At 66.9% G+C, this 18,838-nt stretch carries 16 protein-coding genes; 11 read left to right on the top strand and 5 right to left on the bottom strand.

Translation table 11 applies throughout. The features are described from left to right. Window positions 1–1,656: 1,656 nt before the first annotated feature. Entirely contained in the window at window positions 1,657–1,914 is a 258-nt protein-coding gene (locus tag QZ613_RS10210; protein WP_291982265.1) for an ATP-binding cassette domain-containing protein, read from the bottom strand. A gap of 102 nt (window positions 1,915–2,016) precedes the next feature. On the opposite strand from QZ613_RS10210, the gene QZ613_RS10205 reads away from it, so the two are divergent. From QZ613_RS10205 to QZ613_RS10155, 11 genes are all read left to right on the top strand, one after another. Beyond that, window positions 2,017–3,045, top strand: a complete 1,029-nt coding sequence (locus QZ613_RS10205) for a nickel-dependent hydrogenase large subunit (RefSeq protein WP_291982263.1) — start codon at window positions 2,017–2,019, stop codon at window positions 3,043–3,045. After that, complete coding sequence (hypA, locus tag QZ613_RS10200) at window positions 3,038–3,379, top strand: hydrogenase maturation nickel metallochaperone HypA (RefSeq protein WP_043568263.1); 342 nt, start codon at window positions 3,038–3,040, stop codon at window positions 3,377–3,379. Before QZ613_RS10205 ends, hypA begins: the two co-directional genes overlap by 8 nt. A gap of 21 nt (window positions 3,380–3,400) precedes the next feature. After that, entirely contained in the window at window positions 3,401–4,405 is a 1,005-nt protein-coding gene (gene hypB, locus QZ613_RS10195; protein ID WP_043568261.1) for a hydrogenase nickel incorporation protein HypB, read from the top strand. A gap of 1 nt (window position 4,406) precedes the next feature. After that, on the top strand, window positions 4,407–6,710 hold the full coding sequence (gene hypF / locus QZ613_RS10190; RefSeq protein WP_043568259.1) for a carbamoyltransferase HypF: 2,304 nt from the start codon (window positions 4,407–4,409) through the stop codon (window positions 6,708–6,710). 12 nt (window positions 6,711–6,722) lie between these two features. Next, a complete protein-coding gene (locus QZ613_RS10185; protein WP_043568256.1) occupies window positions 6,723–6,971 on the top strand; it encodes a HypC/HybG/HupF family hydrogenase formation chaperone in 249 nt (82 codons plus the stop codon). Between the two features lie 81 nt (window positions 6,972–7,052). Beyond that, the gene (hypD, locus tag QZ613_RS10180; RefSeq protein WP_291863631.1) at window positions 7,053–8,291 is read left to right on the top strand and encodes a hydrogenase formation protein HypD; all 1,239 of its coding nucleotides are present in this window, start codon (window positions 7,053–7,055) and stop codon (window positions 8,289–8,291) included. Next, window positions 8,288–9,337 carry a hydrogenase expression/formation protein HypE gene (hypE, locus tag QZ613_RS10175; RefSeq protein WP_043568251.1) on the top strand — a complete coding sequence of 350 codons (1,050 nt, stop codon included), beginning with the start codon at window positions 8,288–8,290 and terminating at the stop codon, window positions 9,335–9,337. The genes hypD and hypE overlap by 4 nt, the downstream gene beginning before the upstream one ends. Before the next feature lie 11 nt (window positions 9,338–9,348). Beyond that, window positions 9,349–11,094, top strand: a complete 1,746-nt coding sequence (locus QZ613_RS10170) for a hydrogenase maturation protein (RefSeq protein ID WP_291982261.1) — start codon at window positions 9,349–9,351, stop codon at window positions 11,092–11,094. Further along, a complete protein-coding gene (locus QZ613_RS10165; protein ID WP_043568246.1) occupies window positions 11,091–12,551 on the top strand; it encodes a sigma-54 dependent transcriptional regulator in 1,461 nt (486 codons plus the stop codon). Before QZ613_RS10170 ends, QZ613_RS10165 begins: the two co-directional genes overlap by 4 nt. Beyond that, window positions 12,548–13,552, top strand: coding sequence for a HupU protein (locus QZ613_RS10160; RefSeq protein WP_291982259.1), 1,005 nt, complete (start codon window positions 12,548–12,550; stop codon window positions 13,550–13,552). The genes QZ613_RS10165 and QZ613_RS10160 overlap by 4 nt, the downstream gene beginning before the upstream one ends. Next, a complete protein-coding gene (locus QZ613_RS10155; RefSeq protein WP_291982257.1) occupies window positions 13,549–15,027 on the top strand; it encodes a nickel-dependent hydrogenase large subunit in 1,479 nt (492 codons plus the stop codon). The genes QZ613_RS10160 and QZ613_RS10155 overlap by 4 nt, the downstream gene beginning before the upstream one ends. Window positions 15,028–15,103: 76 nt before the next feature. On the opposite strand, the gene QZ613_RS10150 is transcribed toward QZ613_RS10155, so the two are convergent. The 4 genes from QZ613_RS10150 to QZ613_RS10140 are packed head-to-tail and all read right to left on the bottom strand — an operon-like array spanning window position 15,104 to window position 18,834. After that, window positions 15,104–16,228 carry a tyrosine-type recombinase/integrase gene (locus tag QZ613_RS10150; RefSeq protein ID WP_291982255.1) on the bottom strand — a complete coding sequence of 375 codons (1,125 nt, stop codon included), beginning with the start codon at window positions 16,226–16,228 and terminating at the stop codon, window positions 15,104–15,106. Then, complete coding sequence (locus QZ613_RS21120; protein WP_366144449.1) at window positions 16,203–16,430, bottom strand: excisionase; 228 nt, start codon at window positions 16,428–16,430, stop codon at window positions 16,203–16,205. The genes QZ613_RS10150 and QZ613_RS21120 overlap by 26 nt, the downstream gene beginning before the upstream one ends. Continuing rightward, window positions 16,427–18,166, bottom strand: coding sequence for an AAA family ATPase (locus QZ613_RS10145; RefSeq protein WP_291982253.1), 1,740 nt, complete (start codon window positions 18,164–18,166; stop codon window positions 16,427–16,429). The genes QZ613_RS21120 and QZ613_RS10145 overlap by 4 nt, the downstream gene beginning before the upstream one ends. Continuing rightward, window positions 18,163–18,834 (bottom strand): Rmf/CrpP family protein, encoded by a 672-nt coding sequence (locus QZ613_RS10140; protein WP_291982252.1) that lies wholly within the window; start codon window positions 18,832–18,834, stop codon window positions 18,163–18,165. The genes QZ613_RS10145 and QZ613_RS10140 overlap by 4 nt, the downstream gene beginning before the upstream one ends. Window positions 18,835–18,838: the final 4 nt, after the last annotated feature.

Below are 18,838 nucleotides of genomic sequence, written 5' to 3'. Positions count from 1 at the left end.
GGATCAGGAAGCCGATCGACCAAGTGCCCGGCGATACCGAACAGCCGCAGCGAGTGCCCCAGTAAACCAACGGATCAGCTGCCGGCCTAGCGGGTATAAAAGTCTGCGGACTGGCGTACTTTGAACCATTTGTGATTACTCTAGTCGTCCATTATTTTCCAGCGCAACTCCTTTGATGCTGCCGCTGCAGTTGGTGCCACGGCGCACAAAAAAAAACCACCCTCCGCCCAGCGCGACAGGTGCGCCAATCAGCGACAAATGGCTTGCTGTCCCAGGTTCCGCTGACCGTCGCCATCGAACCGGGATCTGCGGCCGGCACCGGGAAAGTCAGCACCGAAATGGGGAATGGGTTTTTTTTTATTATGTACGGTTGGTGTGTACAGCGGCAGGACCCAGTAACATTGACGTCAGCAACACCATCCAGTACACCACGCAGCGCACGCCCACGTTCAGCGCCGCACGGGAGCCGGATGGCGCCGAATTCCCGGACAGCGCGGGCGTGCCTATGAACAGCGAACGGGTAGCACCGCCAGCGCGTCCGTGGCTCAGGTCGAGGAACCCCTGGATGCCGAGGACCGGTGCGAGGCACTACATGATACCAGTAACGTGCAGTCCGCAACCAAATAAAGCGCCATTGTGTCATGAGCCTTAGCCGTATCACTGATCACACAATTCCAACGGCTGCGTCGCCAAGCTGCCAGTTTTTCGACGAGCGCCCTTCGCGATTGGGTCCGTCGGCAAACAAATCCGCTGCAGAGCATCGTCGCCAGCACGCGGCGACCCACAAAGAAATGTGGGGGCAAGAACAAGGAAGGTGGGTGGGGGGGGGTGTTGGGTCAACGACGCACCGAGTCTGCTACACGCCCCCCGGGCCGCATGGCTGCCCTCACCTGGGGTCGTAGGTGTAGTTCGTGTCCGTAGCCTGGCAAAAAGGCTGAACCCCACGATGATGAAAACAGAATACAGCGGCGCGACGAAGGTCGGGCCTTGTCGGCGCAGGCCGAGCCGCGCAAGGTCCCCGAGCCGTGGAGCGTCAGCAAATCGTAGGGCCCCCGCGTCGGAGCAAGTTATTAGCATCTCTTGCTAACTACCGCGAAACGCTGCGTGGCATCGCCAGTCGCCAAGCCACAATATTCGCCCCGCTGCGTACGGCACGCCAACCGCTGCCCGCCCGTCAACTCAGGCGAACCACGTCCTGGGGATTGGTCAGCACGTCGCCAGCCCTCCGGCCCTCTGCAACAAAGGGGCGAGCCGCCGATTCCAAGTTCCAGGGGCTGACCCAGGTTCGGAGACGGCAGCCGGTCGAGCGCCGGAAAAACGTAGGGCTTATCGTCGGAAAGAACACCAGACGTACGTTTCTCTTTTACCTCAATTAGTGGCTGGCCTCGCCGCCGTGGCTCGCCGCTCTAGACCTCCTGTCGAATGGTAGCGGCATGCTAGATCCTCTCGTTTACCCGCGACGCCTCGTAACTGACCAAGTAGGCCAGCGCGCCATCTACGCCACTCTCCCTCTTGTTCTTGTGTGTGTATAGTCTAGCGCCGTGTCCTGCGCCATGTCGGGCCGCATATGGAGCCGGTTTCTTTTTATTTTCCCAGAGCGGACGTCCAGTTCTTTTCTTTTTTCCCCCCCCTTCCCCCCCCTTGATTGGCGTTTTTTCATTCTGGTGCCCTCGGAGGGTAGCACAAACGCTTTGCTGCAAAACTCCTCGCCGAGCTGCCGATCGGGGTGCCCCGCCAGAGAATCTCGCCACTGACGGCCGGGGTCAGGGCACAGAGCATGCGCAGCAGGCTGGTCTTGCCCGAGCCATTGGTTCCCTGCAGGTAGAGCATCTCGCCGCCATCAAGCCGAAAGCTGACGTCGGCGAAGAGGCTGCGCTCACCGCGTACGCATTCCAGATTCGAAGCTTCAAGCATGCAGAGGGAAATCCCGGAAAAAGGCAAGGGCCGGCGAGGCCGTATTGTGAAGGCGGCAGTTTAGCCGCGGATTGACCGAAATCAAAATCGATTCAAAGGCTTTTGCTATCGTCTGAAGACACTTTCCGGGAGCGTGACGGTGGACAGGGCGTTCTGCAGCTGGAACTCACGTGGGATGGCCGGCAAATCGTTGCCGCCGGGGTTGCTTCGACGCGACCGATGGCCGCGCGTGCGCTGCGCGGACTGCCGTTTGCCCGCGTCCTTGAATTCGTTCCCCGCCTGTTCGGTCTTTGTCGCCATGCTCAGGATTCGGCGGCGCGTCTGTCGCTGCTGGCCGCGCGTGGTCAGCGCTCCGACATCTCTGCGACGCCGGCGCAGACACTGGCCGTGACCCTGGAAGCCATCGGCGAACACCTGTGGCGGCTGTTGCTCGACTGGCCGCAGTTGCGCGGAGAGCCGTCGCGGCAGGGTGAATTCCTGCTCTGGCGCAAGCGCTTGCTGGGCGTCGCTGATGGCCTAGGCGCGGCGGCCTTCGGCGCCCGGCTGCTTGCCTGGCTGGACGCAGAAGCGCCGCCGTGCTTCGACGATCGTCTGCGCTCCGCCCCGGTGGCCTTGCTGCCGCGCCTGTCGGCAGCCGAGTGGGAGTCGCATTTCCACGGCGATCATTTTTCCGAACGACCCACTTTCGCCGGCCAGCCGGCCGAGACGGGAGCGCTCGCGCGACACGCCGACGATCCCGCGGTGTCGGCGCTGCTCGCTGACGGGCAGCGGCTGCAGGCACGGCTGCAGGCCCGCTATGCCGATCTGCGCGGGCTTGCGCGGGGATTGGCCGAGCCCGAACAGTGGTCGACCTGTCTCGATGCGGCGGCGGTTGCCGAACGTTGCGGGCTGGCACGGGTCGAAACGGCCCGCGGCACCCTGTTGCACCGCGTCGAACTCGACGGCGACCGGGTGGCGCGTTACGCCATCGTCGCGCCGACCGAATGGAATTTTCACCCGCAGGGCGCCTTTGTCCGCGAAATGGCCGGTCGCCCGGCCCGAACGCGTGCCGAAGCGGCGCTGGCGGCTCGCCGCCTGGCCTTGTCGCTCGACCCCTGCGCCGCCTTCGCGGTGACCGTCGACGATGCATGAGATGTCGCTGGCCATGGGCGTGCTGCAGCTTGTCGAGGACGCGGCGCGTGAGCAGCGCTTCGAGCGGGTGAGGACCGTGTTCCTGGAAATCGGCGAACTCGCTGCCGTCGAGCCGGAAGCCATGCGCTTCTGTTTCGACGCCGTGATGAGCGGCACGCTGGCCGATGGCGCTGTTCTGAAGGTGATTGAAGTGGCTGGCGAAGGTTTATGTTTTAATTGCAATCAGACGGTGCGGCTTGCTGCCCGTTACGACCCCTGCCCAGCCTGCGGAGGTTATCCGGTTCAAGCAACCGGCGGAACCGAGATGCGGGTCAAGGAGCTGGAGGTCGAATAATAATGAACAAGGAGACAGTAGATGTGTACCACTTGCGGTTGCGGTGCCGGGGAGACTCGGGTTGCCGGTAAGGCAGTCTCCGGGCAGGAAGACAATCAGCAGTTCGCGCGCGGCCATGCGCCGCCACGATCGATCGACGAGGGCGCCGGCCCGGCTCATCGCCGCATGAGCTACGTTGCGCTTGCTGCAGACGGCGGCCGGAACGCGCAGCGATCGGCTGCCGGGCACGCGCATCACCATGCGCACCACCACGCCGGCGAAGCGGCCGCGGCAGACGCCGGGACGCCATCGCGGAGGCTGCGCATCGAACGCGACATTCTGGCCAAGAACAACGCCTACGCGGCCCAGAACCGGCGTCGTTTCGAGGACCATGGCATCTTCGCCGTCAATCTCGTTTCCAGTCCCGGTTCGGGAAAGACCAGCCTGCTCTGCCGCACGATTGCGGCGTTGAACGGGAGACTTTCCATCGCCGTCATCGAGGGCGACCAGCAAACCAGCCACGACGCCGAACGCATCCGCGCCAGCGGCGCGCCGGCAGTGCAGATCAACACCGGCAAGGGCTGTCATCTGGACGCGCACATGGTCGGCCACGCGGTCGACGAGCTGGCGCCGGCCGACGATTCGCTGCTGCTGATCGAAAACGTCGGCAATCTCGTTTGTCCGGCGGCCTTCGACCTTGGCGAGGCGCACAAGGTGGTGATCCTTTCGGTGACCGAGGGCGACGACAAGCCGCTGAAGTATTCCGCCATGTTCGCCGCCGCGTCGCTGATGCTGGTCAACAAGGTCGACCTGCTGCCCTACGTCGCCTTCGACAGCGAGCGGGCGATCGCTTACGCCAGGCAGATCAATCCGGCGCTGCAGGTGATCGAGGTCTCGGCGACCACGGGTGAGGGTGTCGAGCAGTGGCTGGCCTGGCTGAGCGCTGGTTGCAAGGCGCGACAAGAGAAGAAAGAAGGGGCGATGGCGACGCTGCGGCGGCGCATCGTCGAGCTTGAAACGCAGCTCTCTGCGGCTTCGGGAGGCTGACATGGCGGAGAGCGTGGTTTGCCAGAACATCCGCGTCAGCGGCGTCGTTCAGGGCGTTGGTTTTCGCCCCTTCGTCTGGCGCCTGGCCCGCGAACTGGGGCTCGGCGGCTGGGTTCGCAACGACTCGCGTGGCGTCGAAATCGAGGTCTGCGGGGCGGCCGAGCAGGTCAAGAGTCTCATCGACCGACTCGAGCAGGAAGCACCGCCGCTGGCTCGCGTCAGTGGCGTGGTCGCCCGTGCTGCGGCGCCGGCAGCGCACGATGGCCGCGAGTTCGTGATCATCGACAGCCGCAGTGGTCGGGTGGGGACGATGATCGGGCACGATACGGCGGTCTGCCGCGACTGCCTGGCCGAGACCTTCGAACCCAGCAATCGGCGCTGGCGCTACGCTTTTTCCAACTGTACCAATTGCGGGCCGCGCTACACGATCAGCCGTGGCCTGCCCTACGACCGCGTGCGCACCAGCCTCAAGCCCTTCGTCATGTGCCCGAAGTGTCAGCACGAATATCGCAAGCCCGAGGATCGTCGTTTTCACGCCGAGGCCAACTGCTGTCCCAAATGTGGCCCGCAGTTGCGCCTCGTCGATGCCGAGGGGCAGCCCCTGCCTGGCGACCCGCTGGCCGCGACCCTGGCCCTGCTGCGCGCCGGGAAGATCGTCGCAATCAAGGGGCTGGGGGGCTTTCATCTGGCCTGCGACGCCCGCAATGCCGTCGCCGTCGCGCTCCTGCGCGAGCGCAAGCAGCGCGACGAGAAGCCCTTCGTGGTCATGCTCGCCAATGCCGCCTCGGCGGCGATGTTCGTGCAGATGGGGATCGGCGAGCCGGGACTGCTGACCCTGCCGACGCGGCCGGCGATCCTGATCAAGAAGCGCGGCAACTGCGACGCCGCCTTGCCCGGCGTGGCGCCCGGGCTGAGCTGGCTGGGGGTGATGCTGCCTTACACGCCGCTGCAGTTCCTGCTCTTTCACGAAGCGGCGAATCGTCCGCCGGGCCTGGGATGGCTCGAAAGGGCGCAGGATCTGGCGCTGGTGATGACCAGCGCCAACCCCGGCGGCGAGCCGCTGGTGGTCGGCAACAATGAAGCCCTGCTGCGCCTCTACGGCATTGCCGACGCCTTTCTGACCCACGACCGCGACATCGTCACCCGCTGCGACGATAGCGTCGCACGCATCACCAGCGGTGGCCTGCAGTTTATCCGGCGGGCGCGTGGCTATACGCCGCGGGCGATCAAGTTGCCGATCTCGGGCCCTTCGGTGCTCGCCGTCGGCGGCTGGTTCAAGAACACGATCTGCGTCACGCGCGGCGACGAGGCTTTCGTGTCGCAGCATGTTGGCGACCTCGACAACGCCGCTGTCTGCGATTTCCTCGAGGAGAACGTCGCCCAGATGGTGAAACTGCTCGGCGTCGAACCGGCCATCGTCGCGCACGACCTGCACCCGGATTTTCACTCGACCCGCTTCGCCGCTGAATTCGCCGAGCAGCGGCGACTGCCCCTGCTCGGCGTACAACACCATCATGCGCACGCCGCGGCGGTTCTCGCTGAACACGGCATGCAGGGCAAGGCGCTGGCCCTGTCGCTGGACGGTGTCGGCGTCGGCAGCGATGGCGCGGCCTGGGGGGGGGAACTGCTGCGCGTCGATGGCGACAGCTTCAGGCGCCTCGGCTCGCTGGCGCCGCTGGCGCTTCCCGGCGGCGACCGCGCGGCCAGCGAACCCTGGCGGATGGCGGCAGCGGTGCTGCATCGACTCGGGCGCAACAAGGAGATCGTCGAGCGCTACGCGGCGCAGCAGGCGGCACCGGCCGTCGCGCAGATGCTCGCCGGCAATGTCAACTGTCCGCCGACGTCGAGCATGGGGCGGATCTTCGACGCCGCCGCCGGTCTGCTCGGGATCAAGGCAGTGATGGCCTACGAAGGCCAGGCGGCGATGCTGCTCGAGGGCATGGCGCAGCGCTACGGCGACGTCCTGCCCCTGGACCTGGGCTGGAAGATTTCCCAGGGCCGGCTCGATCTGCTGCCGCTGCTGGCGGTGCTGGCCGATGAAAAGAACCCCGAGCGCGGTGCGGCGCTGTTTCATGCGACGCTGATCGCCGCGCTCGCCGACTGGCTGCGCACGCTGGTGCCGGATGAAGAGGCGGTGGTCGGCAGCGGCGGCTGCTTCCTCAACCAGGTGCTGGTCAGCGGCTTGCGGACTCGACTGAGTGCGCAGGGGATGCGTCTGATCGAGGCGCGCCAGGTGCCGCCCAACGACGGCGGGCTGAGCGTCGGTCAGGCGTGGGTCGCCCTGCAGCACCTGGTGGGTCGCTAGGGGAGCGGCGCGATGTGTCTGGCCTTGCCGTGTCGGATCGTCGAATTACGGGGCGCCGACCAGGCGCTGATCGACGTCGCCGGCGTGGGCAAGGAAATCTCGCTGGCGCTGGTCGAAGACGTCGCCGTCGGCGATTACGTCATCGTGCACGTCGGCTACGCGCTGACGCGGCTCGATCCCGAAGGAGCCGAAAAGACCCTGGCGCTGTTTGCCGAACTGGGTGCGGCTGCGCTTCAGGAGGCGACACGGGGGGTCGCCTGAGGTGGCCGGCCGGCGGGTGAGGAGGGGGTTGCGCATGGGGTTGTCGGACAAACGGCGCTGTGACGGGAAAAGCGCTGGCCAATGAGGTTCATCGACGAGTTTCGCGACGGTCAGCTGGCGCGCGGCCTGGCCGCCGCGATCAGGCAGGCGGCGCACGCAGATCGCGACTACTCGTTCATGGAGTTCTGCGGCGGGCACACGCACGCCATCGCACGCTACGGGGTCAGCGATCTGCTGCCGCCTGCGGTGCGTCTGATCCACGGCCCCGGCTGTCCGGTCTGCGTGCTGCCGATCGGGCGCATCGACATGGCGATTCGCCTTGCCCTCGACGCCGGCGTCACCCTGTGCAGCTACGGCGACCCGATGCGCGTGCCGGCTTCCGCTGGCCTGTCGCTGATCAAGGCCAAAGCGAAGCTGGGCAGGGACAAGGAAACGACGACAACGGCCGGGGCTGCGCCCGCGTGCGGCGAGATTCGCATGATCTATTCGCCGGCCGACGCGCTGGCGCTGGCGCAGCGACACCCCGAGCGGCAGGTGGTCTTCCTGGCCATCGGTTTCGAGACCACGACGCCGCCGACGGCACTGCTCATCAAACAGGCACAGGCGTTCGGCCTGAGCAATTTCTCGGTTCTCTGCTGCCACGTGCTGACGCCGTCGGCGATGGCCAGCATTCTCGAATCGCCGGAAGTCCGCCGCTGGGGAACGCTGCCGCTCGACGGCTTCATCGGCCCGGCGCACGTGTCGACGATCATCGGCACGCGCCCCTACGAATTCTTCGCCGAGGAGTATCGCAAACCGGTGGTCATCGCCGGCTTCGAGCCGCTCGACGTGATGCAGGCGATCCTGATGCTGATCAAGCAGGTCAACGCCGGACAGGCGCTGGTCGAGAACGAGTTCTCGCGCGCCGTCAGCCGCGACGGCAACCGCAAGGCGCAGCAGCTGGTCGCCGACGTTTTCGAGCTGCGTCGCTCGTTTGCCTGGCGCGGACTCGGTGAGCTGCCCTACAGCGCGCTGCGCATTCGCAAGGAGTTCGCCGACTTCGACGCCGAGCGCCGTTTCGGCGTCGGCTACCACACCGTCGCCGACCACCCGGCGTGCGAATGCGGCGCCGTCCTGCGCGGCGTCAAGCGGCCGCAGGACTGTCGCATCTTCGCCAGCGTGTGCACCCCGGAAAACCCGGTCGGCTCGTGCATGGTGTCGTCCGAAGGCGCCTGCGCCGCACACTACTCGTTTGGCCGCTTTGCCGACGTTGCGGCGGTGCGTACGACGAGTACGGCGAGCACGGCCAGCACCGCCGACCAGCGCGCGGTGGCGCGATGAACGGCGTACGCAAGGGTTACGTGCGGCCGCTCGACCTGCGCCACGGGAGCGTCGACATGACCCATGGCAGTGGCGGCCGGGCGATGGCGCAGCTGATCGAGGAGCTCTTTGCCAGGCATCTCGGCAACCGCTTTCTCGGGCAGGGCAACGACGGCGCGGTGATGCCGATGCCGCCTGGTCGGCTGGTGATGTCCACCGACGGGCACGTCGTTTCGCCGCTCTTCTTCCCCGGCGGCGACATCGGTTGCCTGTCGATCAACGGCACGATCAACGACGTCGCCGTTCTCGGCGCCACGCCGCTCTATCTTGCCGCCGGCTTCATCCTCGAAGAGGGCCTGCCGCTTGCCGACCTGGCGCGCATCGTCGAGTCGATGGCGCGCGCCGCCAGCGCCGCCGGGGTGCCGGTGGTCACCGGCGACACCAAGGTCGTTCAGCGAGGTGCCGGCGACGGCGTGTACATCACCACCACCGGCGTCGGTGTCGTTGCCGACGGTGACGACTTCTCGGGCGACCGCGCCCGACCCGGCGACCAGGTCATCGTCTCCGGCAGTATCGGCGAGCACGGCATGGCGATCATGGCGCAGCGCGAGAGCCTGGGCTTTTCCGCGTCGATCGTTTCCGACACCGCCGCGCTGCACGGCCTGATCGCCGCCATGCGCGCCAGTGGTGCGGCGATCCGCACGCTGCGCGACCCGACTCGCGGTGGCGTGGCGACGACGCTGAACGAAATCGCCCGTCAGTCCGGCGTCGGCATGATGCTCCAGGAAAGCGCCCTGCCGGTGCAGACCGAGGTCGCCGCCGCGTGCGAGTTTCTCGGCCTCGATCCGCTCTACGTGGCCAACGAAGGCAAGTTGCTGGCGATCGTCGCGCCCGAAGACGCCGCTCGACTGCTCGCCGCGATGCGCGCACATCCGCTCGCCCGGCGCGCGGCGCTGATCGGCAGCGTCCATGCCGACGAGCACCATTTCGTGCAGATGACCACCACCTTCGGTGGGCGGCGCATCGTCGACTGGCTGACCGGCGAGCAGTTGCCGCGCATCTGCTGAGCGGGGCGAGGATGCGTATCCTGATCCTTTGCCACGCCTTCAACAGCCTCAGCCAGCGCCTGTACAGCGAACTCGGCGCGCGCGGCCACCAGCTGTCGGTCGAGTTCGATATCGCCGATTCGGTTGGCGAGGAAGCCGTTGCCCTGTTCCGGCCCGAGCTGATCGTCGCGCCGTATCTGCGGCGGGCGATCCCGGCGTCGATCTGGCGCCAGCACACCTGCCTGATCGTCCATCCGGGGATCGTCGGCGACCGCGGCCCGTCGGCGCTCGACTGGGCGATCCAGGAGGGCGAACAGAGCTGGGGCGTCACCGTCCTGCAGGCGACCGGCGAACTCGACGGCGGCCCGATCTGGGCCAGCGACGGCTTCCCGATGCGCGTGGCCAGGAAGTCCAGCCTCTACCGCCACGAGGTGACCGAGGCCGCGACCTGCGCCGTGCTGCGCGCGGTCGAGCGCTTTTCCGCCGGAGGCTTCGTGCCGACGCCGCTCGCTGTTGCCGCTGCCGACACCGGCGTGCGCGGCCGGGCACGGCCCCCGCTGCGCCAGTCCGATCGGGCCATCGACTGGCGGCGCGACGACAGTGCGACGATCCTCGCCCGGCTCAACGCCGCCGATGGTTTTCCGGGCGTCGCCGATCGCCTGTTCGGCGAGCCGTGTCGCCTCTTCGACGCCTGGCCGGAAGACACGCTGTGCGGCGGTGCGCCGGGAGAGGTGATCGCCTGGCGGGAAAGCGCGATCCTGCGCGCGACGGTGGACGGCGCGCTGTGGATCGGGCATGTGCGTCGCGAGGAGGGAGCGAACGCCAACGCCAAGGCCTTCAAACTGCCGGCAACGCAGGTCTTTGCCGCGCAGCTGGCGGGCGTCCCGGAAGCGCCACTGGCCGGCGCCGCCAACAACTTCGCCGCTGCCGGCAGGAGCTGGCAGGACATCCGCTACGAGGAAGCCGGGCCGGTCGGTTTCCTGCACTTCGATTTCTACAACGGCGCGATGAGCACCCGTCAGTGCCAGCGCCTGCTGGCGGCGTGGCAGTGGGCGCAGCAGCAGCCGACCAGCGTCATCGTCCTGATGGGGGGCCGCGACTACTGGTCGAACGGCATCCACCTGCACAGCATAGAAGCCGCCGAATCGCCGGCCGACGAGTCGTTGGCCAACATCAACGCCATCGACGACCTCGCCGCAGCGATCATTGGCAATGAACGGCAGCTGAGCATCGCCGCGCTGCAGGGCAACTGCGGCGCCGGCGGCTGCTTCCTGGCGCGTGCCGCCGACCTGCTCTGGGCGCGTGCCGGCGTGCTGCTCAATCCACACTACCGCAACATGGGCAACCTCTACGGTTCGGAGTACTGGACCTACCTGCTGCCGGCACGGGTCGGCGTCGAAGGCGCGCAGGCGATCATGCGCAACCGCCTGCCGATGAGTGCTGCCGTCGGCGTGACGGCCGGTTTCGTTGACGCCTGCCTGGCCGGCGACCCAGATGCCTTCCGCGTCGACGTCGCGCGCCGTGCCGCCGAACTGGCGGCCGCTCCCGATCTTGCCGAGCGCCTGCACGCCAAGCGCGTGCAGCGCCAGGGCGACGAAGCGCTGCGGCCGCTGGCCAGCTATCGCGCCGCGGAACTCGCCGAGCTGCAGCGCAACTTCTACGGCTTCGATCCGAGTTACCACGTCGCCCGCTACCATTTCGTGCACAAGACGCCGGCGTCATGGACGCCGCGGCACCTGGCGATTCATCGCGATCTCGGCTGGAGCGTGCCGCGATGAGCAGCACGCCGCGGCCCAAGCTGCCGACGGTGCTCGTCGTCGACGACGAAGTGCGCTCGCAGGAAGCCTTGCGGCGGACACTCGAAGACGACTTCGAGGTGTTCACCGCGGCGAGCGCCGAGCAGGCGCAGCGGATCATGGAAAGCGAGTGGATACAGATCGTCGTCTGCGATCAGCGCATGCCGCAGATGAGCGGCGTCGAGTTTCTCAAGGGAGTGCGCAGCCAGTGGCCGGATACCCTGCGCATCATCCTGTCCGGCTACACCGACGCCGAGGACATCATCGCCGGGGTCAACGAGGCCGGCATCTACCAGTACCTGATGAAGCCCTGGCATCCCGAGCAGCTGTTGCTGACCCTGCAGACGGCGGCCAACGTCCATCGCCTGCAGCAGCAGAGCCAGCGCCTGTCGGTCGATCTGCGCACCGCCGAGCCGGTGCTGGCGCGCCGTGTCGAGGCGAAGAGCGAGCGCGCCAGACGCGAATTCGGCCTCGACGCGCTGATCCGCACGCCCGACAGCCCGCTCAACGGCGTCTGCGCGCTGATCGAGAAGATCGCTCCGTTCGACCTTTCGGTGCTGATCAGCGGTGAATCGGGGACGGGCAAGGAGATGCTCGCCCGCGCCATCCATTACTGCAGCCGGCGTGCCGACAAGGCTTTCGTCACCGAGAACTGCGGCGCGCTGCCCGACCAGTTGCTCGAGGCCGAGCTCTTCGGCTACAAGCGCGGCGCGTTCACCGGCGCCTACGAGGACCGCAGCGGCCGCTTCCAGCAGGCCGACGGTGGCACGCTCTTCCTCGACGAAATCGGCGACACCAGCCCGGCGTTCCAGGTCAAGCTGCTGCGCGTCCTGCAGGAAGGCGAGTTCCGGCCGCTCGGCGCCACCCGCCCGCATTCGGTCGACGTGCGCGTCGTCGCCGCCACCCACCACGACATCGAGGCCGACGTGCGCGCCGGCAGCTTCCGCGAGGACCTCTACTACCGCCTGGCGACCGTGCCGCTGCACGTGCCCGCGCTGCGCGAGCGGGCGATGGACATTCCTCTGCTCGCCGCTTGCCTGCTCGACGCCAGCCAGAAGGCGCTCGGCAAGAGCGTCGAGGGTTTCACCACCGAGGCGCTCGCCTGCCTCGCCGCCTACCCCTGGCCGGGCAACGTGCGCGAGTTGCAGAACGAAATCCTGCGCATGCTGGCGCTCTGCGAAACGCCGCGCGTCGGCGCCGAACTGCTCGCGCCACGCATCCTGCGCACGCCGGCGTTCGATCAGCAGCCCGACGATCTGCTCGATCTGATCGCCGTCGATGGCGGGCTCAAGGAGCGCCTCGAAGCGCTCGAAGCGCGGGTGCTCAGGGAGACGCTGATCCGCCATCGCTGGAACAAGTCGCGCGCGGCCAGCGAACTCGGTCTGTCGCGCGTCGGCCTGCGTCACAAGCTGCTGCGCTACGGACTCGAACGCGGATGAAAGTGCTCTGGCTGCAGGCCGCGGGTTGCGGCGGCTGCACACAGTCGCTGCTCGGCGCCGAGAACCGCGCCGGCGTGCTGGCGCAGCTTGCCGATGCCGGTGTCGACCTGCTTCTCCATCCCGCCCTGTCGGAAGCCAGCGGCAAGGATGCGCTCGATCTCCTGCACGCGGCGGCCAGTGGCGCACTGCCCTTCGACATCCTCTGCGTCGAAGGCGCGCTGCTGCGCGGGCCGAACGGCAGCGGCCGCTTTCATATCCTTTCCGGCAGCGGCCGGCCGGTGATCGACTGGGTGCGCGAACTGGCGGCGCGCGCGCGCCAGGTGATCGCCATCGGCAGCTGCAGCGCTTTCGGCGGCATCATCTCTTCCGGCGAAAACCTCACCGACGCCTGTGGCCTGCAGTTCGACGGCGACCAGGCAGGCGGCCTGCTCGGCCCGGATTTTCGTGCCGCTGCCGGCCTGCCGGTGATCAACGTCGCCGGTTGTCCGGTGCATCCGGGCTGGGTCGTCGACACGCTGCTAGCCCTGGCCCTGGCGCTCGGCGCCTTCGCGGAGAGCGACCTCGACGCCTGGCAGCGGCCGCGTTCCTATACCGAGCAACTGGTGCACCACGGCTGCCCGCGCAACGAGTACTACGAATTCAAGGCCAGCGCCGAGAAGCTCTCCGATCTTGGCTGCCTGATGGAGAACATGGGCTGCAAGGGCACCCAGGCGAGCGCCGACTGCAACCTGCGGCCGTGGAACGGCGTCGGTTCGTGCGTCCGTGGCGGCTTTGCCTGCATCTCGTGTACCGAACCCGGTTTCGAGGAACCCGGCCATCCGTTCATGGAAACCGCCAAGGTCGCCGGCATCCCGACCGGTTTGCCGATCGACATGCCCAAGGCCTGGTTCGTCGCGCTCGCCGCCCTGTCCAAGTCGGCGACGCCGCGGCGGGTACGCGAGAATTCGCGCTCCGATCACCCGGTCATCCTGCCGGGAACGAGAAAGGGCGGTCCGAAGTGAGCCGGCGCCTGACCATCGGCCCGTTCAATCGCGTCGAGGGCGACCTCGAAGTGACCCTCGACATTGCCGACGGCCGCGTCGAATCGGCGCAGGTCTGCTCGTCGCTGTACCGTGGCTTCGAGCAGATTCTGATCGCCAAGCACCCGCTCGACGCCCTGGTCATCGTGCCGCGCATCTGCGGCATCTGCTCGCTGTCGCAATCGGCGGCCGCCGCCGCCGCGCTCGCCGACGCGACGGGTCTGCCGATGCCGGCCAACGGCCGTCTGGCGAGCAAGCTGATTCTCGCCTGCGAAAACCTGGCCGACCACCTGACCCACTTCTACCTCTTCTTCATGCCCGACTTCGCGCGCGTCGCGTATCGCGGTCGCGCCTGGCACGCGCTCGCCGAAAGGCGTTTCCAGGCCGACGTCGGCGAAGCCCTGCGCGAGGTGCTGCCGGCACGTGCCGACTGGCTGCGCCTGATGGGCTACCTGGCTGGCAAGTGGCCGCATAGCCTGGCGCTGCAGCCGGGCGGAACGACGCGCGCGATCACCGCCACCGAGAAAGTCCGCCTGCTGACCGTGCTGCGCGAGTTCCGGGCGTTCCTGAGCAGCCGCGTTTTCGGCGATACCCTCGAGAACGTCGGCGCGCTGCACAGTGCCGACCAGCTCTCCGCCTGGGCGCAGGGGAGGGCAGGCGACTTCCCGCGCTTCCTCGACATCGCCGCCGATCTCGGCCTGGAGCGCATCGGACGGGCGAGCGACACCTTTCTCAGCTACGGCGCCTACGCGCAACAAGGGGGAGCAGGCCGCCAGGACGACCATCGCGAGCACCTCTTCGCCCGCGGCGTCTGGCGCGACGGCGTGCTGGCCTTCGACGAAGCCCTGATCAGCGAAGACGTCGCCCACGCCTGGCTGTTCGGCGAGCAGCCAGTGCACCCGCGTGAGGGCGAGACACGCCCGCTGATCGCCGAGTTTGCCGACCAGCCGGACGCCTATACCTGGTGCAAGGCGCCGCGCTACGGTTCGCGCGTCGCCGAAACCGGTGCGCTGGCCCGGCAGATGGTCGATGGCCACCCACTGCTGCGCGCGCTGGTCGCCGCCAACGGCGGCAGCGTCCTGGCGCGAGTCGTCGCCCGCCTGTTCGAAATCGCCCTCGTCGTCCCGGCGATGGAAGGCTGGGTACGCGCGCTGACCCCCGGCGAGCCGTTCTGCCATCAGTGGCAGCTCCCCGATCAGGCCAGCGCCGTCGGCCTCGTCGAAGCCGCGCGCGGCGCCCTCGGTCACTGGCTGCACATCGAACGCGGCAGGATCGCCCGCTACCAGATCATTGCCCCGACCACCTGGAACTTCTCGCCGCGCGACGCGGGCGGCGTTCCCGGCGCGCTCGAACAGGCGCTGGTCGGCCTGCCGGTGGGTGAGGATGAAAGCGTCCCGCTCGCCGTGCAGCACGTCGTGAGGTCGTTCGATCCGTGCATGGTGTGTACCGTGCATTGAAAAAAAGAATATCAAAAACAATGGATTAGAAGTCAGCGTGTGGGATTCGTGTGGGATTCGTGTGGAATGGTGGCCATCATTTCGCTTCAACCATGATCCATTCGTCCCCGCGAACGTCGCGGTAGACGCTCGTCATGTCCGCGCTCTTGTGGCCGGCGAGTGCTTGCGTGTTGACGCCTTGCTCATCGTAGAGCCGTAGCGACAGGCTTCGAATTTCGTGAAACGTGGGCGGCGTCTTCCCTGCAACCGACACGGCCGCTGCGTCGCGCGCTTCGGCGAACGCCTGCCCGAGGGTCATGTCCCTGATTTTGTCGCCCGACTTTGCGCGGCCGACTGCCGACGAGTGGTGCACCAGGTAACGGCTGACCGCGGCGTCGCGGCATCGGCCTATAACGTCGCCGACCGTCCATCCGATCTCGTTGAGGCGCAGCGACAGCGGTATGGAAACTTTGGTGCTCCCACCGGACTTCTGCTGCGCCACGAGCAAGCGGCCATCTTTGACCGCGCCGAAGGTCATCGCGGCGATGTCGCCGCGGCGCTGGGCGGTGACGATCGCCAGTTCCATCGCCCTCGTTGCCCATGCCGGCTGATTCGTCAGCGACCAAGCGTGAATCGCTTTGAACGCCTCAAGCGACAGCCTGCCGCGCTGCGTCGCGACTCTTGGAGCTCGCGTTGGCTCAACCGGGTTGGTGGCGCACCAACCGGCTGCCATCGCTTCGCGGAACAGGTCGTTCAGCAGCGATCTGGTTGCCTGCTGGGTGCGTGGCGTGCTGGCGATGGTGGCCAGGTAGGTCGAGACATGGCGCGTTGTCACGGCTTGCACTTGCAGATGCCCGAGCGCTTCTCTGACCGGTCGCAGCCGGCGTCGCGATGTGGCGATCGTTTCGGCCGTGATGTCGCGGGATGCGATCTGGTCGAGGTATTGCAGGCACCAGTCGTCAAGGGTGTCAGGTGCGTCGTGGATCGCATGGACCAGTCGGCGCTCGGTAATCCTGCCCGCCAGCGACATGTAAGCTTCGATGACCTGGGCGATGGCGACGTCCAGTGTCACTCGACCGATACTGATCCGACCGGAAGCCGGCAGGTTTGGCACAAGCCCGCGCACGTCAGCTGGCGGCGCCCATACGTAATAGCCTGGCCGCGGCTCTTCGAGACCGCGCGGCCAAGTGCGGCGGTTACGCTGCCTGATTCCCGCGGCCATAGATCAGCTCCAATAGTTTCGCATTCTCCGGCTCAGGCTTGGCGCAGTACTCCGCGTCCGCCGGCACCCGCCATTCTCGCCCCATGCGAACTGCGCCGGGTATCTTGCCAGCACGGCACCATCTGCGCAGCATCTGGCCGGATGGCGGCGGGTCCATCCTGGCGGCAGCCCAGGTGGCCGCTGGGATCAGTTTCGCGCTCATGCTGCTTCTTTCACCCGTCCAGGAACCGCGCACCCGTTCTCGATCCATATCGGCTGGATGCTGTCCGGCAGCTTGGCCGGCAGAGACTTCAGCGTGGCGAACAGAATGCACGTGTCAACGTCGCCGCTGCTGGCCAGATCGTCTAGCCAGAACAGCAAGTCCTCGCGACCCTCGATGTCGAGCACGTCGACGCGGTCGAGAACGAGCAGCTTCTCGCCGGACAGGTGCGCGATCGTCTCGGCGATCATGGCGTCGACCCGCCACCGCTCGGACTCCGAGAGCAGGGCGTACTGGCGGCCGTCTGCGGTGATTTCCATATCCGACGTGATGGCGACGTTCATCCAGCCAGTCGAGAAGGCGGTATCGACCAGCCGGCCATTCACCGGACCAAGCGCCTCGCCGAGCATCTGGCCCGGGATCCCGTCCGGCGCCAGGGCGGCGGCGATCGTTTCCCATTGCTGCACGTCGGCATGGTGCGTCGCTGCACCCGCGGTTCGCTGGTCGGCCTGCTGCGCGTCGCGCTCTGCGCCCTCAAGCTCACGGAGTATCTTTTGCAGTTCCGAGCGCTGCCGCCTGAGTTCGTCCGTGTCGGCTTTTAGCGCCTCGATTTCCTCCGCGTCCGGCGCTTCGGCAAGACCGGCGTCTTCGATCTCCGCGAGGGCTTGTGCTGCTGCGTCCGCGGCGGCGAGGTCGCGCTTTCCGTTGGCCACGCACCGGCGCATCAGGTCGGCGGCGTCCTGGTACTCGCGAAGCCTGCCGGCGGCGTCGTGATCGACCGGCGGCGGGGATGTGTATTCGACCAAGGCGCCGTCGACGTGGTCGTGCCGGAGAACAACTGAGCAGCTCGGGCAGGTGTAGGTCGGCTCGTCTGGCATTCTCTGCCCGGCCGCTTTGCCGGCTGCTGCGACCTTCGCCTCCCATTGCTTCAGCTCTGCCTCATCACGCTTGATCTTGTCGGCGATGCGCGCGTATCCGCCGGCCTTGGCGCGCAGTTCTGCCAGCTTTCCGGCTTGCTCTGCGGCGCGCTTGGCGCGGCCATTCATGTCGCCGAGGGTGCCTGTGTTGGTTTCGATCTGCGCCTCGATCCGCACAAGCGCTTCCATGGTGGGAGCCAGCTTGTCGTCTGCCCGTTCTTGCTTCGGCGCCTTCCACGTTGCGGCCTTCACGGCGCCATAGGTCTCGCCGGTGATTGCGCGCCATGCGGCTTTGGCCTCGCGGGCCTTGGTCTGTGCCTCCTTGTGCGCAGCGTCGCTTCCAGCGCGCAGATGCGGGGCGATGATTTCGACCTTGGCAGCGTCGCACCCGCGCTCGATCATGCGCTTCGTCACTTCGTGTCCGGTGATCGACAAGCCGGTCAGCGAGAACAGGAACTGCCGGCGCTCGTTGGCATCAAGGCGAGCGAATCGCTGCGCGTCGAGGACGAACGGCAGCAGTTCGGACGGGCGGCGGCTGCCGGTGTGCTCGTGGGCCCCGTTGGGCAGGGTAATCGCCGACTGCCCGCGGTCGTACTCGACGACCGCATACCCAACGTCGGCGCCTTCGGTAACGAGCTGCTGGTAGTTCTTTTTGAGGCTGACGCGCGAGGGCTCACCGATCAGCGCCATGCGTACAGCTTCGGAAAGGCTCGATTTGCCCGAGTGGTTCGCGCCACAGAACAGCGTGACCGGGCGCGAGAGATTCACGTCGACGTCGCGGGCGCCGATGACGTTCTTGGCTTGGATGGCGGTGATTTTCATGACTTGTCCTCACCTTTGTGCTGTTCGTTCCCGAACATCCAGCCCCGCATCCAAGCCTTGACAAGCTCGGCGCGGACGTTCGGGCAGTCGGTCTTCGGCTTGCCAGACTTCCCGGCTTCAACGCCGGCAATGTGTGCGTCGTCAAGCTCCTTCTGGCTGGGTGCATCTTTATCCGGCGCCGGCAGGCCAAGCACTTCGCCTTCGATGGTGCCGTCGTCGTGGTAGCGATCCATTCCTCCGCCGTCGTTGTCGTGGTACTCGTGGCCGAGGTCTAAGGCGCGCTGGTCTTCCTCGCCCTGGATTTCGTCCATTCCCGCCGTGTGACTGGCCTGACCCGACACCACGATGAGCACGTCCGTCCCCTGCGCATCGTAGAAGTCATGCAGCGATTCGGCCGCGCGGCTGACGTTGATGACCGCCTTGGCGCCGCCCTTGATCGTGATCTGCTCGAGCTCGCCCGTTACCGTCGTGCGCCCGCTTGCGGAAATCAGATGGACGGCCATCTTGACGTTGGCCGCAACGCGGTCGCGCAGCCGGTCGATGATGTCGTTCTGCTTGCTCTTGGGCGTCTTCGCCCAGGGTTCCGGCAGCAGCCGCAGTTCGGTGACCAAGGCGCTCAGAAGATCCTTGCCTACCGTGTCGGCGGTCATGCCGAGCACGGCTTTCATTTCT

The organism is Candidatus Accumulibacter sp. ACC005 (assembly GCF_907163215.1).
Taxonomy (GTDB): domain Bacteria; phylum Pseudomonadota; class Gammaproteobacteria; order Burkholderiales; family Rhodocyclaceae; genus Accumulibacter; species Accumulibacter regalis.
Note: the sequence above shows the minus strand (reverse complement) of the source record. Positions and strands in the feature narration are given on the sequence as shown.